Annotated in this window: 18 protein-coding genes; 3 read left to right on the top strand and 15 right to left on the bottom strand. The window is 51.5% G+C overall.

The window, feature by feature from the left end; genetic code table 11:
• Positions 1 to 69 precede the first annotated feature (69 nt).
• The 10 genes from RB298_RS11290 to RB298_RS11245 form a co-directional block, all read right to left on the bottom strand.
• A complete protein-coding gene (locus tag RB298_RS11290) occupies positions 70 to 5,277 on the bottom strand; it encodes an S-layer homology domain-containing protein (RefSeq protein WP_486047083.1) in 5,208 nt (1,735 codons plus the stop codon).
• Positions 5,278 to 6,057: 780 nt separating this feature from the next.
• On the bottom strand, positions 6,058 to 6,630 hold the full coding sequence (locus tag RB298_RS11285) for a DUF1697 domain-containing protein (protein ID WP_096774295.1): 573 nt from the start codon (positions 6,628 to 6,630) through the stop codon (positions 6,058 to 6,060).
• Complete coding sequence (locus tag RB298_RS11280) at positions 6,627 to 8,024, bottom strand: protoporphyrinogen oxidase (protein ID WP_486047082.1); 1,398 nt, start codon at positions 8,022 to 8,024, stop codon at positions 6,627 to 6,629. The genes RB298_RS11285 and RB298_RS11280 overlap by 4 nt, the downstream gene beginning before the upstream one ends.
• Positions 8,025 to 8,554: 530 nt before the next feature.
• A complete protein-coding gene (locus RB298_RS11275) occupies positions 8,555 to 9,298 on the bottom strand; it encodes a GTP pyrophosphokinase (RefSeq protein WP_015736042.1) in 744 nt (247 codons plus the stop codon).
• Between the two features lie 251 nt (positions 9,299 to 9,549).
• Complete coding sequence (locus RB298_RS11270) at positions 9,550 to 11,298, bottom strand: RNA polymerase sigma factor (protein ID WP_486047081.1); 1,749 nt, start codon at positions 11,296 to 11,298, stop codon at positions 9,550 to 9,552.
• 172 nt (positions 11,299 to 11,470) lie between these two features.
• Complete coding sequence (locus RB298_RS11265) at positions 11,471 to 12,841, bottom strand: LLM class flavin-dependent oxidoreductase (protein ID WP_096774298.1); 1,371 nt, start codon at positions 12,839 to 12,841, stop codon at positions 11,471 to 11,473.
• 48 nt (positions 12,842 to 12,889) lie between these two features.
• Positions 12,890 to 13,699 carry an ABC transporter permease gene (locus tag RB298_RS11260; protein WP_096774299.1) on the bottom strand — a complete coding sequence of 270 codons (810 nt, stop codon included), beginning with the start codon at positions 13,697 to 13,699 and terminating at the stop codon, positions 12,890 to 12,892.
• Positions 13,696 to 14,565: an ABC transporter permease gene (locus tag RB298_RS11255; RefSeq protein ID WP_486047080.1), complete on the bottom strand. Its 870-nt coding sequence runs from the start codon at positions 14,563 to 14,565 to the stop codon at positions 13,696 to 13,698. Before RB298_RS11255 ends, RB298_RS11260 begins: the two co-directional genes overlap by 4 nt.
• Before the next feature lie 37 nt (positions 14,566 to 14,602).
• On the bottom strand, positions 14,603 to 15,622 hold the full coding sequence (locus RB298_RS11250; protein ID WP_096774301.1) for an aliphatic sulfonate ABC transporter substrate-binding protein: 1,020 nt from the start codon (positions 15,620 to 15,622) through the stop codon (positions 14,603 to 14,605).
• Between the two features lie 71 nt (positions 15,623 to 15,693).
• Entirely contained in the window at positions 15,694 to 16,470 is a 777-nt protein-coding gene (locus RB298_RS11245) for an ABC transporter ATP-binding protein (RefSeq protein ID WP_096774302.1), read from the bottom strand.
• A gap of 379 nt (positions 16,471 to 16,849) precedes the next feature.
• Here RB298_RS11245 and RB298_RS11240 point away from each other — a divergent pair, with 379 nt between their 5' ends.
• Both RB298_RS11240 and RB298_RS11235 read left to right on the top strand, forming a co-directional pair.
• Entirely contained in the window at positions 16,850 to 17,422 is a 573-nt protein-coding gene (locus RB298_RS11240; protein ID WP_036661246.1) for a thymidine kinase, read from the top strand.
• A 48-nt stretch (positions 17,423 to 17,470) separates the two neighbouring features.
• Positions 17,471 to 17,683, top strand: coding sequence for a hypothetical protein (locus RB298_RS11235; RefSeq protein ID WP_009592426.1), 213 nt, complete (start codon positions 17,471 to 17,473; stop codon positions 17,681 to 17,683).
• 102 nt (positions 17,684 to 17,785) lie between these two features.
• Here the strand turns inward: RB298_RS11235 and RB298_RS11230 are convergent, their stop codons facing one another.
• A complete protein-coding gene (locus tag RB298_RS11230; RefSeq protein WP_009592439.1) occupies positions 17,786 to 18,652 on the bottom strand; it encodes a YitT family protein in 867 nt (288 codons plus the stop codon).
• 336 nt (positions 18,653 to 18,988) lie between these two features.
• Here RB298_RS11230 and RB298_RS11225 point away from each other — a divergent pair, with 336 nt between their 5' ends.
• Positions 18,989 to 19,642, top strand: coding sequence for a TVP38/TMEM64 family protein (locus tag RB298_RS11225; protein WP_192571426.1), 654 nt, complete (start codon positions 18,989 to 18,991; stop codon positions 19,640 to 19,642).
• Between the two features lie 81 nt (positions 19,643 to 19,723).
• Here RB298_RS11225 and RB298_RS11220 read toward each other — a convergent pair whose 3' ends face one another.
• The 4 genes from RB298_RS11220 to RB298_RS11205 form a co-directional block, all read right to left on the bottom strand.
• On the bottom strand, positions 19,724 to 20,611 hold the full coding sequence (locus tag RB298_RS11220) for a GNAT family N-acetyltransferase (RefSeq protein WP_486047079.1): 888 nt from the start codon (positions 20,609 to 20,611) through the stop codon (positions 19,724 to 19,726).
• Between the two features lie 195 nt (positions 20,612 to 20,806).
• Complete coding sequence (gene mnhG, locus RB298_RS11215; protein ID WP_486047247.1) at positions 20,807 to 21,202, bottom strand: monovalent cation/H(+) antiporter subunit G; 396 nt, start codon at positions 21,200 to 21,202, stop codon at positions 20,807 to 20,809.
• Positions 21,186 to 21,479, bottom strand: a complete 294-nt coding sequence (locus RB298_RS11210; RefSeq protein ID WP_009592424.1) for a Na(+)/H(+) antiporter subunit F1 — start codon at positions 21,477 to 21,479, stop codon at positions 21,186 to 21,188. The genes mnhG and RB298_RS11210 overlap by 17 nt, the downstream gene beginning before the upstream one ends.
• Positions 21,476 to 21,955, bottom strand: a complete 480-nt coding sequence (locus RB298_RS11205; protein ID WP_096774305.1) for a Na+/H+ antiporter subunit E — start codon at positions 21,953 to 21,955, stop codon at positions 21,476 to 21,478. Before RB298_RS11205 ends, RB298_RS11210 begins: the two co-directional genes overlap by 4 nt.
• Positions 21,956 to 21,957: the final 2 nt, after the last annotated feature.

The raw sequence follows: 21,957 nt of genomic DNA, 5'->3' as shown, positions 1-21,957 counted from the left end.
AAAAAGGCGGACACTGGAGCAATTGCTCCATGTCCGCCTTTTTCTATGTTCTACATTCGTATGGTTACTTTACTCTGCATGCTCCAGCATCCGAAGTATCATCATGACCGCTTCCGCACGGGTCGCAGAATCCTGAGGAGCAAACCGGTTACCCGAACGTCCGTTCACGATGCCGGCCTCGGCCGCGGCTGCGATTTCCTTCTCCGCCCAAGCCGGAATATTCTGCTGATCGCGGAAGTCCGTTCCGGCACCTGGCTGGGTAAGGCCTAGGTAGCGTGCGATCATCACCGCCATTTCCGCACGGTTAACGGATTCGTTCGGTTTGAATGTCCCGTCTTGATATCCTTTCACGATGCTTTCGGATACGGCCCATTGAATCGCTTCAAGCGCCCAGGATCCGATGGAGGAGCTGTCTTTGAAGCTCAGTTTCTCAGATCCCGCTTGGCCTTTCAGTGCTTTGGCCATCATCACCATAAATTCGGCACGCGTGACCTGACGGTCCGGTTTGAAGGTTTGATCCGGATAGCCGCCAACGATGCCGAGCGAAACCGCCTGCTCAATCGCGGATGAAGCCCAATGTCCGCCGATGTCGGTTAACAGCACCTGGGGTTCCGGCTTCGGTTCTTCTGTCCCTGCTTTCGCCTTACGGTGAATGGTTAATTGATAGGTTTTGGTCGCACCATTCTCGGCCCGAACCACCAGCTTCAGGACGTTATCCCCTTCCTTCAGCTTGATGACCTGATCATTCTTCAAAACCTCTCCTTCCAGAAGGACAGCGGCCTTGCCATGCGCAGCCCCAACGCGGAGCTGCACGGATTCCGCATCCGTTTCAAGCCGGTACTCCGTCGTGCTTTCGTTGAACGCAGGGGTTAATGCAGCCGCTACGCCGCCAATGATGACTTCCAGCGCTTTTAATTGATTGTTTCCGGACAAGGGGACTCCACCGCCAGAGGATTCCGATCCCGATGACGGAGGATTCTCGGATGAAGGGATCACCGAAGCGTTATAGGCGCGGATCGCGGCTTGCAGTGCGGTCATTGCGTCCTTGACATCCTTCGCAGTTGCATGATCCTGCTGCGCTATGGCGCTGGCGTTTGCAATCGCGTCACGGAGCGCTGACCTTGCGCCTGCCGGATACTGCCCTGGCGATGAGCCTTCCCGTGTTTCGTCGAGCCTTTGCTGCGCCGAGGCGATTAATCCGATTAACTCGCTCTTGTCCACTCCTGCAGCCGAAGTCGTGACCGAGTTATGGAGTCCCAGGCTCTCACCGGCAGCGTTATAAGCTTTGACGGTAAAATGATAACGCGTATCCGGCGTAAGCCCGGCTGCGGTATGCGAATACACATCGCTGGTCACGGTCACCACCGGTTCCTCCCGGCCTTTCATATATACGCGATATCCTTCCACGCCATCGCTTGCAGCCGCCTCCGGCCAGCTCATGGTTACACGGTTCGATGTGATCTCCGAAAATTCCAGCTCCCCGGGCGTCCATACCGGCGCACCCGGAACGTCTACAGCACTCGTGATCACCGTTAAGATCTCGCTTGGTGGCGATTCCGCTCCATGCTGATCCGAGGCGGTTACTTTGAATTCGTACGGCGTATCCGGCGTAAGCCCTGTCGCTTCGTATACGCTGTCCGTAACGGTGGCCACTTGCTGTCCGTCCTGATACACATGATAGCTCACGACTTGCTGGTCCGGACGGTTCACAGGATCCCAGCCGATTTGAACCGAGGACGACGTGACCTGAAGTGCTTTCAGATTGGTTGGGGCCGCGAGACCCCCTTCATCCGTTGTGAACGTCCATACGTCCGATACCGTTCTTCCCCCGAATTCATCATGGGCGACGGCATACCAGGAATAGGTTCCATTGGATAACAGTCCTGCCCACGGCTGAGTAACCTCCGTGCCGCTCGCTGCCTTTTGCGGCGTACCGATGGCCTCTCCTCTCAGATGATTCACCTGAATCGAATCGGTGGCTACCCGCTTCAGTTTCGGCTCAAGATCCAGGTTCATCGTAAATTCATCCACGCCCGGATTCGTATAATAATTGTACTTATCCAAATAAGGAGAGTACGTATTCACGTAAATCTGATTGCTTTCCTTATCAAAATGCAGCAGTCTCAAATATCCGCTGCCGCCGTCCGCATGTCCTTGATAGTCCGCCAGCATCTGATACACGGTTCGGTCCGTATTGCCGTCACCGTCATCGTCCAATTCGTTCTTAAGCAGGCTGGCTCCCGTGTAATGGCCGCTCAGTACGGCAACCACGTTCCGATTAGGGACGACTACTTCCTTGTACAACTTGTTGCCTACGCCGGAACGCGTTCCGTTCGCGAGCATGTAATCATGGAAATTCAGGAATGCGATACGATCCGGATACTCAGCGAGAACCTCGTTCATCCACTTGATATCCTCGTCTTCGACGCCCCATCCCATATACATCATGATGAAGTCGTTGCCTTCGACGGAGACCAGATCGTAATGTCCCCGGTTGTTCTTGTAGGAGCCTCCGTAATAGGGCTGATCCTTATAACGGTTTTCCCCGAAATATTGCCCGTAGGTCGTGTAATCCCAATCGTAGCTGCCCACGTCATGATTCCCGGCAAGCACGCCGTGCGGCAGCTTGGCATCCTCCAGCATGTTCATGTAAGCATCGGCACGTTTCCATTGGTATTCGGCTGTTGGATCATTCACGATATCACCGGTATGGAACAAATATTTGATGTTCATCTCATCGATGGAATCAACGATCCATTCGAACTGCTTTTGCTGAATATGTGGATAGAGCTCCGTCAAGAACTGCGTATCGGATACCCATACAAATGTGTAATCATAATCCCCTCGGGAAGGAATTTCATCCTGTACGATCACATCGACTTTGTTGTTCTGTACATAGTCCGCTGCCGTCAGTTCGCCTCGAAGCGTAAAATCATCTTCAGACTGGGCAATATGCTTGGTTATTTCCGTCCATTTGCTCAGCTTGTGGTTCCACGCATACATCGTGACTTTGCGGCCGGACACCGTGTGTCCTTCCCAAGCGACTTCGACGCTGTCGCCGGGCTCGACGGCATGCTCCAGCTCTGCCTCGAACCGAATGTAAGGGAATTGAGACGTTGAATCTACGGTGACATATTCATCGTTGGATTCGGATACCCGCTTCAATTCCTCTTCGGTCAGCACAGTTTCGCCCGCAGGGAATCTATCCTTTGGCGGTTCTTCGTCCGAAGCGTTCTTGGACAATTTCACCCGATCCCCGCTTAAAGCATGATACGAATAAGCCTGATGGAAGGAGACCTCGAGCTCGTCATCCGATGGATCGCTGACTTGAACCTTCAGCTCCGGCGATAGCCCGGTGCCGCTCTCCATATCTGCCGGCGACACCAATACAGGTTTATTCGGATGCTCCTGAGCCGTGTTAAACGTCACGGTTCGTTCCGAGCGGTTGCCGATCTTGTCCACTGCGCGAATTTCCAGCTTATGATCGCCTGGTTCAAGCTCAGCCGAGGAAGTATTGTACGGCAGCTGGATGGCGCGTCCATCGAGCGTAACCTCGACCCGGTCCACGCCCGATACGCGATCCGTGGCGGTCACATCGATCGGGATGCCGCCCTTGTAACTCTTGCCCTCTTCAACGGTTGCGCTAATTTCCGGTCCGTGGTTATCTACCTGAACATCGGCAGCTGCTTCAGACTGACCATTGACCTTCAATTGAATGGAATGCGTTCCGTCCGAGACGGCCGAGGTATCCCATGCGTAGGACAATGCATTTACTTTTTCGGCAGGAATGTCGAATTGAAAAGTTACGAAAGGCAGGAAACGTCCATCGTCGCCAAGGTCATGGATCCGTGCGGGATCGCTGTATTGCGGATCCCGGATTTCCGTTCCGTCACCCAAGAGCAGCCGCACGTTGCGCGCATTGAAATCATCCATATTGCCCGTTGGCTTGTCGTCTTCGAAGTAGGTCTTCTCGTTATCGCCGGCCCGAAGGGTAATTTCGTTCGATCCGCTTGTCAGCCACTGCGGTTCGATCGGGACCACGATGGTTTGATAACCGTCAATGTTCGCCTCCGTCTCGAAAAGAACCTCCTTGCCGATGGTTACCGTGTTGATTCCATCGTCAATGCCGTCGCCTTCAAATATAAAATAGGCGGAATGCTCCATGGCGGGAGTGCCTTGAACCGGCGTTCCGTCCACTTGAAGCTCCAAATCGGAAGGCCCAGCCCCATCAGCTGCACCCCGAATATACGTGATGCCCGTAACCGTTTGTTGATCTTTAACGTTCAGGCTCGCGCTTGCACCGCTGCCCGTGAGATCAACCTCATATTTAGGGCTCTCCACTTTCTTAAACGTGTTGGACACCGTGAAGAAATACTCCAGCTTGGCATGTCCCAGCAGCTCCAGATAAGGTATCGTATGATGATAGCCTTGCTGTCCTTCCTGAAGCTGTACGACCTTGTAATCGTTCTGTCCGTCGACACGATACGATAACGCGAGCGATGTCACCATGCGGTCATCGTGCGCTTCTGCGGCGATTTCCAGATTGTCTCCCGGCTCCACGTTCGTGGTGGTCGTCCGATTGACAACGGACGGCTCCTTGGTCACGTCGATATGTACCGGCTCCGCGGGCACTTCCGAATGCGCGAGCGAACCCGGCGTAGCCTTATGCTCCAGCTGGGAGATCCGCTGCATTTTTAGACTGCCGTCTACGGGATATTTATAGAAGATTCCCTGATCGGGACCGTTATGAACTTCACCGTCGTTGTAAAACGCGGACACGACCGGGCGGCCGGTGTTCGTTGCGACCACGAGCTCCCGCATGCGCGAATTGGACATGCCGCCTGAGAATATTTTGACGACATCGGTGTTTTCGTTCAGGTTGGTACCGTAATTATGATTAAAATCAGCAATCGTGGATTTGCTGTTCTGACCGTTTATGATCCAGAAGACCAGCGTGCCTCCGGATGGAATGGTCACCTCGTCGGGTACATGAGCCCACAGGGTGTCGCTCTCCAAGTAACGGTAGCGTATCTTATAATTGCTGAAATCGATGGCTTGATCGGAATTGTTGTAAACCTCGATAAATTCGTAACCGTCGGCGGTTCCTACGTTCGTGGAATCAGGCACAAGCTCGGTGATCAGCAGCTCGGGCACTGGGTTAAGCGCAGTGGGTGTCTGGGCGGAAGCTTGTCCTGCGAGAGCAGTAAACGAGGCAGACATAACGATACAAAGAATCAAGAAACAGGAAATACATCGTTTAAGGACGATCTTAGACATGGAAAACCTCCTAGAAATGATTTTTTGAGCAATCAATTCAGTTTCCCAATTCTCCAGGTCTCCATGGGATCTCCAAATTATAATTAAAGCGTTTTCAACATAAAATCCCTCGCGATTTCAACTTAGGCTTTTCCCCTTGAGGGGTCCTTTTCCTCTTCACCTCCCAAGATCAATAATTGCATATTCCGATCGTTTTTTAAACCACTTTATGTAAAATTTGATAAATGATATAAAGGTCCCGATATTCGCTGAACCTCTAGTACAATAGGACAACTTAACGCCGCGTCTTTCTGTCCATGGCATATGGCTCATCCGTTTCTCAAGGTACATATTTCGGGATCCAACAACCTCTATTGTTCGATACTTCAGCACTATGAACGACTTATTTTCAATTCATCTTTGAGCAACAACTCCCGCTCCGGCGTATCTTGCATACTGTAACTATTGCTTAATCCGCACAAAAAAAAGACCCCGCGAATGATATCGCAGGATCCTTATCAGTGGGAAGCGATTTTATTATTCATTATGCAGCAATTTTCCAATTGCTAGGGTGCCTTACCTGAAAAGAATCGAAGAAACTTCGCTCTCCTTCTCCTTTTGCGAGTGTTCATGGCGAATCAACTGCCTTTCGGAATGACATGATGTTCTTCCGTCCGTCGATTGACAATACCACTTCCCACTTGTTCTATATTTACCCGGTCCACGGGAAGTGAAACACGCCGGCCCAAATTTCCTTCGAAATCGGATGCCGCCTATGCCTCCTCCGTCACCTTGAATCCACTATAGCGGCTGTTCATTTTGCATCGTTCGGGACAGCTCTACCAGCTTGTTCATGGTTTTCCAATTCCGCATCGTCATCGGTACGCCGAACTTTGCCATTTGCGCCGCCAGCTTGGAATTCCGAACGCTTTCCTTAAACAGCAAATAGATTTCTTCTCCGATCGCTTCAAAAGTTTCTTTATCGTTCACGTAGAGCCTCAATCTCTCAACGTCATCGGGAGTCGGTGCTTCCGGCAGCATGGCAACATAAAGACTCTCGAACTCCGATGCTGCCTCCGCCGCACGTATCGTTTCTTCCGAAAAAGGACAATGCCGGACGATGCCCTCGATTTCCTGCGAGGTTCTGAGTATCACGGTTATCGGGAAGCCGAACGCTTCTTGTATTCCTTGCTCCATTTGGACCTGCAGCGTTTCCTTGGAATCCGCAGATTCGAAGAGCACGTTTCCGCTCTGAATGTATGTTTGCACGCGGGCTAGGCCCATGCCTTCAAGCATTTTTCTTAAATCGGCCATTTTGATTTTATTGTGTCCGCCGACGTTAATTCCTCGAAGCAAAGCGATATAGATGGTCATTTGAGCATCCTTTCCATGATCATGCCTGCCGTCTTCTCGCCGTTCGCGATGCAGTCCGGGATCCCCACGCCATAATATGAGCAGCCGGCAAGCATCACGTTAGGATAAAGGTCTTCCATTGCGAGCTCCAGCGACTCCACGACCTGCCTGTGCTTCAGATGATAGTTCGGCATATTCTCATGCCATTTGGTAACTTCGCAGGACACGGGTTCAGCCTCTAAACCTAAGCTCTGACGGATATCCTCCATCCCGACATGCTTCAATTCTTCGTCCGACAATCTGATTAATTGCTCATAATACGGATTGGAGCTTTTGTAGAACAATCGCATCAATAGCCGATTATTCTCGGAGGTGTGCTCCCATTTCCGGCTCGTCCAGGTGCATGCGTCACACTTCAGCTTCGTCCCCTTGGCCGTAATGAATCCCGTGCCGTCGTAAGGAAGCTCTTCATCTCGAATATCATAGGCCAGATACACGCTAATGAGCGACTTCGTATACAATTGGTCAAAATCCTCGTGAAGCCGCGGATCTTCCAGCAGCTCCTTCGCGCTTGATCCCAGCGTGCTTATTACAACAAAATCCGCTTCCATCTGTTCGCCGTTCGCCAGCATCAATCGATAGCCGTTAGGCGTTCTCTCCAGCTTCTCAGCGGCAACGCCCTTGCAGATCTTCGCGCCTGCTTCTGTCAGGCTCCGTTCCAGTGCGTCAATCAACACCGAGACACCGTCTTTGAAGGAAATAAATTTCTTATTGCCGGTGCCAAGGAACTTCTGTTTATTCTCGGCCAAACCGCCCATGATGCTGCCGTAGGTATTTTTGTACTCCAGCAAATAGGGGAATGTGGACGCAATGGTCAGGTCATGGAGCTCCCCGGAATAGACGCCCGATATGACCGGAGCGATCTGGTTCTGAACGATTTCCTTCCCTAGAAAGGACTCAAGGAATTCTCCCAGGGAATCATGCTTGGTGAACGTCTCATTCGGCGTGTAATAGTCCTTGAGCGCCTCCACCTTCCCCTCCGCGGATACCAGCTCGCTTTCGGCCAAGGATTTCAAGCTAAGCGGTATGCCGAATACGCTCTCCTCGGGAATTTTTTTTAGGCCGTCGGTTGTATATATGAAAGAAGTCCCCGTGGCATTGTACACAACCTGGTCCGTTATCTGAAGCTCCTCCAGAAGCGGCGCCACATTCGTTTTCCGGGATACGATCGAATCCGCTCCGGTTTCCATAATAAATTCACCGTTCTGGACGGTTCGGATTTTGCCTCCCAGCACATCGCTTGCCTCAACCAGCACCAAGTCCATGTCCCGTCGATGATGTTTCAGCTCTTTTTGCAGATAATATAAGGTCGAAAGTCCGGTAATGCCGCCGCCGATGACTACGGTAGTTGTCACTGTACATACACCTCTATTATGTAGGTTTATATCAATAATATATAATGTTACGTTAACATTGTATCCAATTCCTAAGTATATCATAGTGGCCGTTCATTCGTCGGGTGCCATTCCCTCAATATTGTGAACAGAACCGTTCACAGCCACCGGTTTCCCGGACATCGCCCCTGAACAATCTATAATTGTTCGTGCTGAACTCATGATCCAGGTGCTGGGATGGTCGTCGACAGCAAAAAACTCCGCGAGATCACTCGCAGAGTTTTTTTCGTGGGAAGCGGTTATATCCTTTTTGACGCTATCATTCCATTGCTTTAATAGCTTAAGGTGTACGCCGGAATAATTCAGGCTGTGTCGTCCTTATTCCTTGTTTCGTTGTACATGGGTATCAAATCCTTTCGGTAATTCCGACTTAACGTCTTGTTATCCGTCTGGTGTTGATGTGTTTCCACTTCCCACTTAGGATATATATACCCGGTGCATGGGCGATGAAACAGGTCAGGCATTCCTTTTTTGCGCCGCCCGGGTACGTCTTAATTATCCTCCGTCAATACTTCGAGCAAGCCCGCCGGGAGCTCATACTTGCGGTTGTTGATCTGGATGCTTTTTAATTCCTCAAGAAGCGAATCGTCGCTTTCCGAATCCTTAATGGCCTGCACTTCGCGATGCAATTGCTCCATCTGACGGTCCAGCGCGTTGGCGGTATCCGCCGCCTTCTTAAGCTCTTCGAGCAGGTGCTGGGGAACCGACTTATTATATTTGTAAAAGATCTTATGCTCCAGACTCGCCCAGAAATCCATGGCAATCGTTCGAATCTGGACTTCAACGCATACCTTCTCCACCCGGTCAGAGAAAAAGACGGGCACTTCCACTAACAGATGCAAGCTTTGGTATCCGTTCGGCTTCGGATTCTTGATGTAGTCCTTGACGTTCAGGACCGTTAAATCGCTTTGATTCTGCAGCATGTCGCTGATTTTGTAAATGTCGGTAATGAATGAACAGGTGATTCGTAAACCCGCAATGTCCTTAATGTTATCTTCTATGGAACGGAGCGATATGTTTCCGCCCTTGCGAAGCAGCTTCTTCATGATGCTCTCCGGCGATTTCAGGCGGGATTTCGTATGCTCGATCGGGCTATAGTCATGAAGAGCCTGAAACTCTTCTTTTAATATCTCCATCTTGGTTTCGATCTCATCTAAGGCGAATTTGTATTTCATCATGAATCGGGTAATTTCGTTCCGAATGATTTTGAGCTGTTCGATTTGCAAAGAATTCATGGGATACTTCCTTTCGATTGTGTGATTCAGAGCCGTGACGACTCGAGTAGTAAATAAAAAACAAAACGCGTTGCTAACATTCTAGAAGTTTTGTCCCTCTTTAAATAGTAGTTGATATTGAGGTGCGACTGCAACTTTAGTGCAATAACGTCAAAAAGACGCCGCAACTACAAACGTCGCAGGCGTCTTTATCTTATGCTTATTCATTCCAATCATTGCGGCAAGGATTAAGCCGCTAATCCAACCTGGATTCAGGAGGACAATGTAGAAAACATCTGGCCCAATTTCGCAGCTGCTTCGATCTCCAAGGCCTTGATCTCCTCTACCAGCGATATCGCCGTTGCTGCTTGTTCTGCCGAATTAGGCTCGCCACCCTTCGGAAATGGAAACATCCCATGCAGGACACTGAACTTCTTGCAGATCTCCGTATACAGCGCGGCGGCATCTTCGAACGATGCCGTCAGATCCGGACCGACCTCCATGGCTTTCGGCCAAGCGCTCACCAGTTCCTTGAAGAACTCGGCGGCATAGTACCGGGCATCCCGCAGCACTTCGATGTTGTAAGCATGACCATTCGGCTCTATTTCACGACCATGCAGCGATTCAATCCAAGCATCGTAGGCCGCGATTCCCTTCACAGCCGTCGGCACCGCGTTTTCCTTTCCTTCATATAACTCGGTGGCGGTTTCCAGTGCCAGTCGCAGCTGCTGCCGAAGCGTCAAATCCACGGAACCCTCAATCGCCAGGACGAATATTTCTTCCAAGACGCTCTTGCCCAGATTTTCGTAAGGCAGCGTATCGACTCTTCCGCACTCCTCCGCATATAAGGTTCTCGTCTCGTCATCGTACCCGTACAGCGTTCCGAACTCCGGAAAGAAAATATCCCAGGCCAGGACGGGATATCCGCGATCCAATGAGGCATGGATCAAATCAAGGGCTCTTGGCAGCTCTTGATGAATGCTGCGTTTATTCATCGCTCCCTTTTCCATAAGGGCAGGATCCAGCAGATTGGCGTTTGTCCCGATGCCGTCCGACATGCCGTCGACGAATTTGGAATGGAAGCCGATATTATGAAGGCCGCGGGATAAAGATTCGCCGAAAAAATAGGCGGTCGGGCCCGCGATATGGACATCATTCGGTATGATATTGATCCGGAATGCATGCCCCGTCAGCCCCATGACCATCGGAAGCGATAGCTTGCGGTCTGTAAACTGAAGCATTTTGTACGTGGCATCCGCTGCGGATGTCCAGGTTTTGGTTTCTTTCATCGGTCCTTCGTAAGGCAATATGTTCTTCTTCATAATTCCCAGGTCCCTTCTCGTCTTAATATAAGAGTCAACGGTAACGCGGATTTTTTCTTGGATCACTTTTTTCCGTGATCTCGAAATAATCTGGTACACATTGGCCGAAGAGAGCTGAAACAAGTCGGCAATTTCCTGCGGGGACAGCTGATCGAAAAAATGGGATTCGAAAATAAGCCTTTCGCGCGGCTTCAGGCATTGAATGATGCCGGTTAAAGCACGCAGCGTTTCCTGCTGCACGATGCGCTCCTCCGGTACGTTAAAACCCGAGGCCGCTTCGCTTGCGGAATGGTTGAGCCTGCCCAGAATGCTGTCCAGATCGTTCCATTTCTCCAGACTCCCCGAACCGTTAACTCTTCCCATGCCTTCTAGCTCGGTGAAAGTCTGCTCTTTGCACGCGGAGCTCCCTTTAAGGCGGGTATAGGCCTGATTCCGGACGATGCGGTGCATCCATGGAAGGAAGCGCCGGGCATCCACCAATTTGCCAAGATGCATGAATGCTCGGATCAGGGCATCTTGCACCACGTCTTCTGCTAAGTAGGACTCCCGCGTTATCGCTCTGGCATAACCATACACCTTGGAGCGATGGCGCCGAACAAGCTCCCCGAATGCTTCCCGTTCCCCTGCCTGCGAGTATTTCACCAGCTCGTCATCTTCCATCTCATCCCATTGAATCGCACTGTCTGCTGTCGTTTCCAATTGCTCGAACCCTCTTTCGTATCGTTGACTACTTATATGACTTGAAAAGATCGTCATTTCTGACAATATCACTCGAGAAATAGTATAGCTTTTTTTGCATTTGAAGCGACAAAAAACGTCCCAAGCTGACCTGAACCCTCGGTCGCTTGGAACGTTCCCCGCCTTTTCACGCTTATATGGCATCCGCGGCGGCCTGTTGAACCTCCCGGCGAAAATGTCCCGGTTCAGGACGCGTTAGGCCCAGATGCTCCCTCAGTGTATGGCCGCTGTATTCGGAACGGAACAGGCCCCGTTCTTGCAGCATCGGGATAACCGCATCCACGAACTCGTCCAGATCTCCCGGCAGCACCGGAGGCATGATATTAAATCCGTCGCAGGCATAACCTTCGAACCAATCCTGCATCATGTCGGCCAGCTGCTCGGGCGTCCCGACAAATGGCATATGACCTCTTGTGGTCAGTATCTTCCTCCCTAACTCTAAGATCGAAAGATTATCCTGATAAGCCATGTCCATATATAACTGGACCCGGCTTTTCATGCCGTTGGAGGCGGCCACGGGGTCCGGGATGTTTCTTGGCAGCGGCTGGTCCAGCGGATAACCGCTCAGGTCGTAATTCAGGAACCCGGACAGAACGGCGATCGCCGAAGCTGGCGGAATCAATTCCAGCAGCTCGTGCGCTTTGCGCCGTGCCTCCTCCTCGGTTGAGCCGATGACAGGCGACAGGCCCGGCATGATTTTCAGGCTTCCGCTTGCTCTACCATAATGGGACAGCTTCGAGTGCACGCTGGCGTAAAACGCCTGCGCTGCCTTCTTGGACTGCTGTGCCGTAAAGATGACCTCGCCATATTGGGCGGCAAAGTCCTGTCCCGGACCGGAAGAACCGGCCTGTATCAGGACGGGGTAGCCTTGCGGCGGCCTCGGAACGTTCAGCGGGCCTTTCGTGGAATACCATTGCCCATTAAAGTCCACGGGACGCACCTTCGCTCCATCGGCAAATTTCCCGGACTCCCGATCCAGCACAAGGGCATCGTCTTCCCAGCTGTCCCATAACCGGGTAACCGCTTCAACAAACTCGCGTGCCATTTCGTAACGCAAGCCATGCTCCGGGTGCCTCGGCTTGCCGTAATTGTGGGCTTCGATGTCAAGCTGGGACGTCACGATATTCCAGCCCGCTCTTCCCCCGCTGATCCAATCGAGAGAAGCAAATTTCCGAGCCACGTTATACGGCTCATTGTACGTTGTGGAGACCGTGGCGGTCAGCCCCAGTTTGTCCGTCACGGCTGAGAGTGCGGATAACAGCGTTAACGGGTCCAGCATGCCGGAAGCGGAATTTTCGACCTGGGTCACGTACAGCAAATCGGCAAAAAACATCATGTCGAACTTTCCCCGCTCTGCCGTGGCTGCCAGCTGCTTATACAGCTCAATGCCAAACATGCCCTCCACGTCCGAGGTTGGATGACGCCATCCGGCGTGATGATGTCCTGCATAATAGATAAACGCTCCCAGGTGCATCTGATGATCTCTGCGGTTGGTTGTCCCCATCTTCGTACCACTCCAATTCATATAAAATTGTCAGCCAACCATCCTTGATCAGCCCTTATATGTCTCTCTCCAGCCCAGCAGCCTGGATTCCAGCCGGCGTACAACGGAATCGGAGAGCTTGCCCACGACCGCAAAAATAACAATGCCTACAAACACAATGTCCGTTTGGGAATAGGCTCGGGCGTCTTGAATCATGTATCCGATGCCCGCGCTGGTCCCCATCATCTCCGCTACGACCAGCACAAGCCAGGAAACGCCGAGCGACAGGCGGATGCCAAGCAAGATGTTCGGCAGTGCAGCCGGTACGATCAACCGGATCAGCAGCTGCAGCTTTGAATATTGAAAGATCCTCGATACTTCATATAGCTTTGCATCCACGCTGCGAATGCCAAGGAAGGTATTTACATAGATCGGGAAAAAGGCTCCGAGGGAGATCATGAGAATCTTCGAGAATTCCCCGATGCCGAACCATAGAATAAACAGCGGAATCAGCGATAATAGTGGTACGGTACGCAGCATTTGAAATGAAGGGTCCAGCGTACGCTCCGCCATTTTGCCAAGCCCCGTGGACAATCCCAGAGCCAGCCCCGTCAAGCCGCCCAGCAAAAAGCCCGATAGCGCTCGAAGGAGACTGATCCGAAAATGCTCCCACAGCTCGCCGTTGGCCCCCAAACTCGCGAATTGCTTGGCTATCGTAAGCGGAGTAGGCAGCAGGGACGCCGAAATCCAGCCAAATCCGCCGGCTGCCTGCCATAAAGCCAAGATCGCTGCGGGCACAAGCCAGGCATGGAGGGGCTTTGGAATGGCCTTCAGCCAGTCCCGCCCCCCTGTTTCTGAAGTGTCTGCATGACTTCTCATGACGGGTCGCCTCCCTTATAGCTGTCCTGCCAACGCAGAAGTCTGCCTTCGAGCCCTTTGACGAGGTAATCCGACAGCTTCCCGACGAGCGCAAACACCAAAATTCCGACGAAGACCACCGTGGTCCAGGAGAAGGAACGCGCATCATTGATGATATAACCGATGCCGGTACTGGAACCCATCAGCTCCGCCACAACCAGGCCAAGCCATGCCACCCCGATCGAGAGGCGTATGCCGAGGAAAATATGGGGCAGCGAAGCGGGAACGATCAGCCTGCGGATCATATCCCAACGGCTGAATTGCAGGACGCGGGCTACGTCAAACAGCCTGTTGTCCACGGAGCGGATGCCGAGGAATGTGTTCACGTAGAGCGGAAAGAACGAGCCCTTGGCAATAAGCAGGATTTTCGAGGTTTCCCCGAATCCGAACCATAGAATGAACAGCGGCGCAATGGCCAGATGGGGAAGCGTCCGCAGCATTTGCAAGGTAGGATCGACAAGCCGCTCGGCCTTGTACGAGAAACCAACCCATATCCCCGCGGCCAAACCGAGGCTGCCGCCGAGCAGAAACCCGAGCAGCGCTCGCCAGGATGAGATGCCCAAATGCCGAATCAGCTCGCCGGAGCTTGTTAAATGAACGAATTCCTTCCAGATATCGAGCGGAGTCGGAAGCAGGATCGGATTGAGCCAACCCATGGCCCCAGCCGCCTGCCACGCGATGATGATAAAGAGCGGAACAAGCCAGCCGATCCATGCATGGGTAAGTTTAAACAGGAACCTGCGGTCAATCCGCTTAGGACGGAGACGGGTTTCGACGGGGTCGGCGGTCACGACAACCGCCCCTTTGCTGATCCCTTCCGGGAGCATAAGCGCTACCTCCTTTCAATTTCAGATGATGTGCCGCTTATTGGGTTGCAGCCTCAATGTACTGATTATCAAACACCTCTTTGACCTGGATTTTTTTGCGGATCGTTTTTTGCTCGAATTGGAAGTCGGCGGTTTTCTGCTGCTCCGCGATGATGTCATCCGTTACGGGAATGTTGATCGACCTTGAACGGTCAAACGTGCCTTGAATGACTTCCTGCGGGATGCCGCGCTCATCGGCGTAACGTTTAATCGCCTCCGCTTCGTTTTCTTTCTCCCAGGCGAGAGTCTTGTTCAGCACGGTCAGATAGAGCGTGACCAAATCCGGATATTGATCGGCAAAATCCTTCCGCACGATATTGAACGAAGGCGACAGGACGCCAAGCTGCTCGCCGTCCGCCAGCACGTTGCCTTTGCCTGTCAGCGTGTTCAAGGTAATGTACGGGTCCCAGGTTGCCCAAGCATCGACGCCTCCCGATTCGAATGCAGGCTGGGCTTCGTCGGGCTGAAGCTGAATGATTTCGATGTCGGATACCTTGAGTCCTTGATCCGCCAATCCCCGGTACAAAAAGTTAAAGGCATTGCTCCCTTTGGTTACCGCTACCTTCTTTCCCTTCAGATCACTGAGGGTCTGCGCAGTGCTATCCGGCGGCACGATGATGGCCACATTCTTCTGGCCGTGCAAGCTCTGGGAGATGACCTTAAACGGAATATCGGCCGCCTGGGCGGCGATAATCGGCATATTGCCGAGCCCCGCAAAGTCCAGACGATTCGAAGCCATCGCTTCGGTCATGGGAGGGCCGCTCTGAAACTCTGCCCACTCCACCTTGACGCCTAGCTTGCCGAACTCCTCCTCGAACCATCTCTCCTCGCGCGCCTTGCCGAACAAACCGCCGCTTCCCTGGACCCCGAGCCGTACGGTCAAATCTGTGTATTTGCCGTCTGCTCCCTTCTTGACGGCTTCAGCCGCGGGCTGGCTGTTTGCCCCGGCGCAGCCGGATGCGAAGACGGAAAGGATAAGCAATAGCATAATGGCGACGTTCTTTTTCTTTGTATTCATGATCAGATTCTCTCCCCCTGTTCTCGTTCTCTATCGTTCATTTCGTTTGACGCTCGACAACCCTGGACCGATTAAATTCCTGCACCGGTATCGAACTCCGGTTCTTCCACTTTCTCGAACTCTCGCAGCACTTTGGTTCGCAGCTCCTGGAAGGAGGATCCGGTCCGTTTCCGCGGAAACGGCAGATCGATCGGCAGGATGGAACGAATATGACCCGGTCTCGGGTTCATAATGACGACCCGCTCGCCAAGAAACACAGCCTCATCCAGATCATGGGTAACAAATAGCATGGTCGTGCGGTTATTTTGCCAGATGTCCAGCAGCACCTCCTGCATATGGGAGCGAGTGAACGCATCCAGCGCGCCAAAAGGTTCATCCAGCAGCAGCACGTCCGGATTCCGCAGCAGCGCCCTGGCGATGGCTACCCGCTGGGCCATCCCTCCCGACAGCTCCCTGGGATATGCCTTCTCGAAGCCTTTCAGCCGAACGAGCTCAATGAATTCATCCACCTTTTTCCGGACGTCCTTCTGCTTCAGCGATAAATTGCCTGCGATATTCTTTTCCACCGTCAGCCATGGAAACAAGCGCGGCTCTTGAAAAATAAACCCCTTCTCGATGCTTGGGCCCGATATCGGCTTGTCATTCAGCAGGACGCTTCCCTCGTACGACGTATCCAGGCCCGCAACGATTTTGAGCAAGGTGCTCTTCCCGCAGCCGCTCGGTCCGATCAATGTGATGAATTCCCCTTTACGAACCCGCAAGTCAATGCCTTTCAGCGCCGTAACATTCCCTGTCGGGGCTTGAAAAATTTTGTTTACCTGTTCAATAATCAATGTGTCTGCTGACATTTTCCTCACCATCCCCTATTATAATTATTCACACCTGTTTACTTGGTTAAAAGGTAAAAAAAAGAGATATCACGCTGATCAAAGTACGCTCAACCGTCGTACTTGTTCCTTTGCGTGATATCTCCAGTTATCTGGTCGATAATCTTGGTATTCATTTGGTATGCCGTTATATTACAACTGCTGGTAATGGTTGTCAAACCTTTTTTTCGTTCCCTGGTAACAGGTTTGTCAGAATATATTCAACACCAGCAATGGACAAATACCGCCCAATAATGCGACAATATACTCTGCATGTCATATCTTATATAGTAAGAATAACGAAATTTGCACCATTGCGCTTATAAAAGCAACATTGCACCTATAGGAAGGGAACGAAAGCATGGCTCAATTATTTTTCAAGTACGGCTCCATGAACAGTGGTAAATCCATCGAGATTTTGAAAGTCGCCCATAACTACGAAGAACAGAACAAACCGGTGCTTCTCTTTACGTCCGCTCTCGATGACCGGGATGCCGTCGGTTATGTATCGTCGCGAATCGGCCTCCGCCGTGAAGCGATACCTATATCCGATACGACCGATATCTACGGGATCGTGAAGGATCATCAGCCTAAGCCCTACTGCGTTCTTGTTGACGAATGCCAGTTCCTGTCCAAGGACAGCATCCTCCAGCTCGTTCGAATCGTCGATGAGCTTAACGTGCCTGTCATGGGCTTCGGTCTAAAGAACGACTTCCGCAACGAGCTGTTTGAAGGCAGCCGCTGGATGCTGATTTACGCCGATAAAATCGAGGAAATGAAGACGATCTGCTGGTTCTGCGAGCGCAAAGCGATCATGAACCTTCGCGTCATCGACGGCAAGCCCGTCTATGCCGGCGAACAGATCCTGATCGGCGGGAATGATACCTACTTCCCTGTCTGCCGCAAATGCCATACCAATCCCCCTTTAGCATAGGACGTTATCGCAATCAAACCACCTTTTTACGTTAGGAGTTGGTCATCCATGCCGATCGTCAGACCGTTATTGACCGACCAGGACTTTCAAGAAGTCATGGAGCAGCAGATCCGTATACGCATCTTCAAGGATAATCATTTGATTGATTCCGGGAGTCTTGTCATCCGTTTCACCGACGATACCGTCATTACGCAATCCAGCGTCAGTTCGCTCGGCTATCACAAACGGGACGAATGCGAGTTTTTTGAAGTACGGAAGTGATCGGCGGATTGCCGATAACTAAAACAGCGGCCCTCTGCAGAACTTATCTGCAGAGGGCCGCTTCGTTAATCAGCATATCAAGACGATAGCTTAAACGTATCCCTAATGAATATCGGACTTTGCCATGCTTCCGCCCAGCACGTCCGCGACATTTTGAATCGAAATAAATGCGTTCTTGTCTATCTCCTGCACCACGGTCTTCAGCTTCGCAATCTCCAGCCTGGTGATGACGCAATAAATCATCTGCGTGTCCTCTTTCGAATATCCGCCCTTAGCATAGATCATGGTCGTGCTGCGTCCCAGACGCTGCATGATGGCACTCGAAATTTCCTCATATTCGTTGGATATAATCGTAACGGATTTGGACTCGTCCAAGCCCTCTACCACAATATCCATCACTTTTGCCGCTATGTAGTATGAGAAGATCGAATACATCGCCGAATCTGCACCGAATACAAACCCTGCGGTAATGAATATGAAAACGTTGATGATCATGATGATCTGACCGACCGGCATTCGCAGCTTCTTGGACAGCAGGATGGCTACGATCTCCGTCCCGTCAAGCGCACCGCCGTAACGGATGACAAGACCGACCCCGAGGCCCAGAACCAATCCGCCGAATAATACCGCCAAAATCTTCTCGTTCGTGAACGGATCTACATGATGCAGGAAGGTTGTCGCCACCGACAGCACCACGATCCCGTACAGCGTGGAAAACGCAAACGTTTTGCCAATTTGCTTGTAACCGATAAACAGAAACGGTAAGTTGATGATAAACAGGAACACCCCCAATTTGATGGGCGTAATCGATGATAATACGATGGAAATACCGGTAATTCCACCGTCGATGATTTCGTTGGGCACCAGGAAGATCTCAAGCGCCACGGCCATCAGAATTGCACCGACGGTGATAAAGATGAACCGTTTCAGAATTTCGCCGACTGTCAGTTTTTTGTGATTTTTGACCATGCCATTCTCCTTTTGTATCATTTTTCACACGCTAAAGCCTGTCGAAGAACCATTGTATTAAAAAAAGGAATGGCGTGTCAATGTTGACACACCATGTCACATGGATCTTTCAGACCATGACCGGGTCCCCCGGACATAAGGAGTACAGTCCCGCCCCATATACCTTTCGATCTATTCCTGAACCATCGCTGCAGGGCATGACCGAATCGACTGGAACCAGGCAGGGCCAATACTTGCAATTTATAATATTGATTCCGGTTATGCTATAATATATTCCATCCGCGATCGACGAGAAAATACATAATTTACCCCAGGCAGGGAGAGGATTTACTCATCATGTTGGAATGGCTTCAGAACGTGTGGACCCATATGAAAGAAATTGACATGGATCAAGTGCAGGGATGGCTGCAGCAGTACTCGCGGCTGGGTCCCATTCCGGGTATTTTGCTTCCATTTATAGAGGCGTTTCTCCCCTTTCTGCCCCTCATCGTCCTGGTGATGGGAAACTCCGCAGCCTATGGTTTATGGTGGGGATTCCTGCTGTCCTGGATCGGCGTTTGCCTTGGATCCGTCACGGTGTTTTGGATTGTTCGCAAGCTGGGAGGCAAACTGGGATTGCTTATACAAAAAAGAATGCCGGGTTCCCAGCGTTTCTTCCATTGGATTGAAGAAAAGGGCTTTACGCCGATCTTCATCCTGTACTGCTTTCCCTTTACGCCTTCCTCGCTGATCAATATCGCATCCGGCATCAGCACGGTATCGGCTACAACGTTCACGATCGCCGTTATGGCAGGCAAATCCGTAATGATCTTCATGGTGGCATTCATCGGACATGACTGGCAGGCCTTTATCCAGCAGCCTTGGCGCATTCTTATCGCGGCCGTCGTCCTCTGGCTGTTGTGGCTGGCCGGCAAAAAGATGGAAAACCGTTACCATCACGATGATCAGTCCGGAAGCGTCGTCATCAGCAGTAAAAAGACGAAGCGTTAGATGTTTAACAAGAAGACCCGCCGGTCCCGATTGCTGGGATGGCGGGTCTTGTTATTTATGAGCGTGCTATGTTGGAAATCATCATGTTCGCTCCAATACGTATGCCGCCAGTTCATGCACCGTCTCAAAGCCCGCACGATGATACAGCTGGAGCGCCCCTGCATTGTCCTGGTCCACGCATAGCGAGATTTCTTCCAGCTGCAGGACCTGGAACAAATAATGGAGCCCTTGATCAAGCAGGATCCGGCCATAGCCTTTGCGCCGGAAATGTTCGGATACCGCAATGTACTCTATGCTTCCTTCCTGGAATTCGGGGTCTCCCTCCACATACACATACCCGGCGAAACGGCCATCTTCCGTAAGTATGAAGAGCCGGTGATCCTCATCCAGCTTCCGCAAAATAGACTCCGAGCTGAGATAGGTATTCGGGAAGGCCTTGCCATGCAGATCCGCGAACTCATCCCAATACTCGGGCGTGATATCCTGCAATCCAGGCGCGGCATTCGTTAACAAGGTGGATTTTTGGAATCTCAGTACATGATGCACGCCTGTCTTTCTTCCCCCTTTGTCCTCCATAAACCTCGCAGCGGACAGATGAGCTGCATTATAAAATCCGAAATAGCGTGATACGCTGCCATTCAGCTTCGTTGTTCCTTCAACCCATAGCTCCTTCGCCAACCGATGCCAAAGCTCGCCTTCCGCATCGATAAAAGGTCCCCATATCTCAGCAGTTCCCTCTTCTTCGTCCACATCGAAACCCAATGCGCCTACCATCTGATCTTGATCATAGATCACGGTAAATCGCTGGCTGCTCAGCCGGCCATTTTCCGAAAAATCTTCCAGCAGCGTGCTATAAATCTCCCCTTCCTGTTCGCCGCAATATCCGACATGATGATGACGATCCCCATTCATTCGGGCAAGAAAGGAAGACAGCTCTCTTAATTTCGTTTGATCTGTATCCAATACCATCTGTACACATTCTCCTTGTTCAGGATCAGCTTCCCTAGCGTGATATCCCATCACTCCGCGAACCCGTTTTGGTCAATTTTACCACGGAATGATACTCGTGAGCCAGGCATGCAACCAGAGATGGGCTTCCCATATGCTTGGAAAGCCCATCTCATCTTCTCCATTATTCATCGGGAACTTGTTTACGGTTTGCGGTCATCCTTTCTCGGAATGTTCGGCCTTAAGGGAATCGCGCATGCGTTCACGTTCGCGCTTGAGAGCAGGCTTCAGGTCATCATGAACGCTTTTCTCCCACATGGATACCCCAGACCGGTAAGCCGCCCTCCCGTTCAAGTGGCCGGCAACCGGACCCGTAATGAAAACGAACACGATCCCCAGCAGCAGCTTCGCGCTGACATGCTCCAAGTAAAAGGTGAAATATAGAAATGCGCCCGCAAGAATAAAGAGGACGCCAAGGGTAGCGCTCTTCGTGGCTGCGTGGGATCTCATGTACACATCCGGCAGGCGAATCAGGCCGAATGCGCTCAATGCGCCGAGTAAAGCTCCGAGCAGCACCATCAGCGCAATCAGAAACTCACCGATCTGACTCATCGTTTGTGCGCTCAATGACGTCACCCCTTTCGATATATCTGGCGAGTGCGGTCGTTCCGATAAACGTTAGAATTCCGATCAGCAATATGATGTCGAAATAGACCGTTGTGCGGAAGAGCATGCACAACACAGCGATCATGGACAACAGGATGATTCCGATCGTATCCAGCGACATGATCCGGTCGTTCATGGAGGGTCCCTTGATCAAGCGATACAAGCAGCCCAGGATGGCAAGCGACAAAATCACCAGCGAAGCAATCAGCATGCTCTGGATCATGTGCGGGTCACCTCCTTGATCGCCCGTTCGAAGGTGCCGCGAATCTGATTCGACAGCTCTTCGACGTCCTCGATATCCATCGCATGAATATAAAGCGTCTGACCCTCGCGCGACACTTCCAGGGTAAGCGTTCCTGGCGTCAAGCAGATCAGGCACGATAGCACCGTGATCTCCCAATCGGATTTCAGCTCCGTGGAGTAAGCGAAGATGCCGGGACGAACGTTCAGCTTCGGTCTTATGATCTGACCGATGACCGTGACGCTCGATTTAAACAGTTCGCTTAGAAACAAGAGCAGCAGCATCAGGATGGACCACAGCTTGCGCAAATAGAAGTCGTTCGGCCAGAAGCGCCGCAGCATATAAATGAGCAAGATGCCGATCAGGTATCCAACAATGAATTGCTGGGGAGACCAGTTATTGTTCAGGAACATCCAGACAACGGCAATGATGATATTTAACAGGATTTGATGGCCCATAT

The organism is Priestia sp. BR_2 (assembly GCF_041954005.1).
GTDB lineage: Bacteria > Bacillota > Bacilli > Paenibacillales > Paenibacillaceae > Paenibacillus_AQ > Paenibacillus_AQ lautus_A.
This window is presented reverse-complemented; position numbering and strand designations above follow the sequence as displayed.

What these genes read in the sequence shown, in the direction of transcription:
- RB298_RS11290 (WP_486047083.1), bottom strand. Translation starts at nt 5,277, where the DNA reads ATGTCTAAGATCGTCCTTAAACGATGTATTTCCTGTTTCTTGATTCTT.
- RB298_RS11285 (WP_096774295.1), bottom strand. Translation starts at nt 6,630, where the DNA reads ATGACCATCTATATCGCTTTGCTTCGAGGAATTAACGTCGGCGGACAC.
- RB298_RS11275 (WP_015736042.1), bottom strand. Translation starts at nt 9,298, where the DNA reads ATGAATTCTTTGCAAATCGAACAGCTCAAAATCATTCGGAACGAAATT.
- RB298_RS11265 (WP_096774298.1), bottom strand. Translation starts at nt 12,841, where the DNA reads ATGGGGACAACCAACCGCAGAGATCATCAGATGCACCTGGGAGCGTTT.
- RB298_RS11260 (WP_096774299.1), bottom strand. Translation starts at nt 13,699, where the DNA reads ATGAGAAGTCATGCAGACACTTCAGAAACAGGGGGGCGGGACTGGCTG.
- RB298_RS11255 (WP_486047080.1), bottom strand. Translation starts at nt 14,565, where the DNA reads ATGCTCCCGGAAGGGATCAGCAAAGGGGCGGTTGTCGTGACCGCCGAC.
- RB298_RS11250 (WP_096774301.1), bottom strand. Translation starts at nt 15,622, where the DNA reads ATGAATACAAAGAAAAAGAACGTCGCCATTATGCTATTGCTTATCCTT.
- RB298_RS11245 (WP_096774302.1), bottom strand. Translation starts at nt 16,470, where the DNA reads ATGTCAGCAGACACATTGATTATTGAACAGGTAAACAAAATTTTTCAA.
- RB298_RS11240 (WP_036661246.1), top strand. Translation starts at nt 16,850, where the DNA reads ATGGCTCAATTATTTTTCAAGTACGGCTCCATGAACAGTGGTAAATCC.
- RB298_RS11235 (WP_009592426.1), top strand. Translation starts at nt 17,471, where the DNA reads ATGCCGATCGTCAGACCGTTATTGACCGACCAGGACTTTCAAGAAGTC.
- RB298_RS11230 (WP_009592439.1), bottom strand. Translation starts at nt 18,652, where the DNA reads ATGGTCAAAAATCACAAAAAACTGACAGTCGGCGAAATTCTGAAACGG.
- RB298_RS11225 (WP_192571426.1), top strand. Translation starts at nt 18,989, where the DNA reads ATGTTGGAATGGCTTCAGAACGTGTGGACCCATATGAAAGAAATTGAC.
- RB298_RS11220 (WP_486047079.1), bottom strand. Translation starts at nt 20,611, where the DNA reads ATGGTATTGGATACAGATCAAACGAAATTAAGAGAGCTGTCTTCCTTT.
- mnhG (WP_486047247.1), bottom strand. Translation starts at nt 21,202, where the DNA reads ATGAGTCAGATCGGTGAGTTTCTGATTGCGCTGATGGTGCTGCTCGGA.
- RB298_RS11210 (WP_009592424.1), bottom strand. Translation starts at nt 21,479, where the DNA reads ATGATCCAGAGCATGCTGATTGCTTCGCTGGTGATTTTGTCGCTTGCC.
- RB298_RS11205 (WP_096774305.1), bottom strand. Translation starts at nt 21,955, where the DNA reads ATGGGCCATCAAATCCTGTTAAATATCATCATTGCCGTTGTCTGGATG.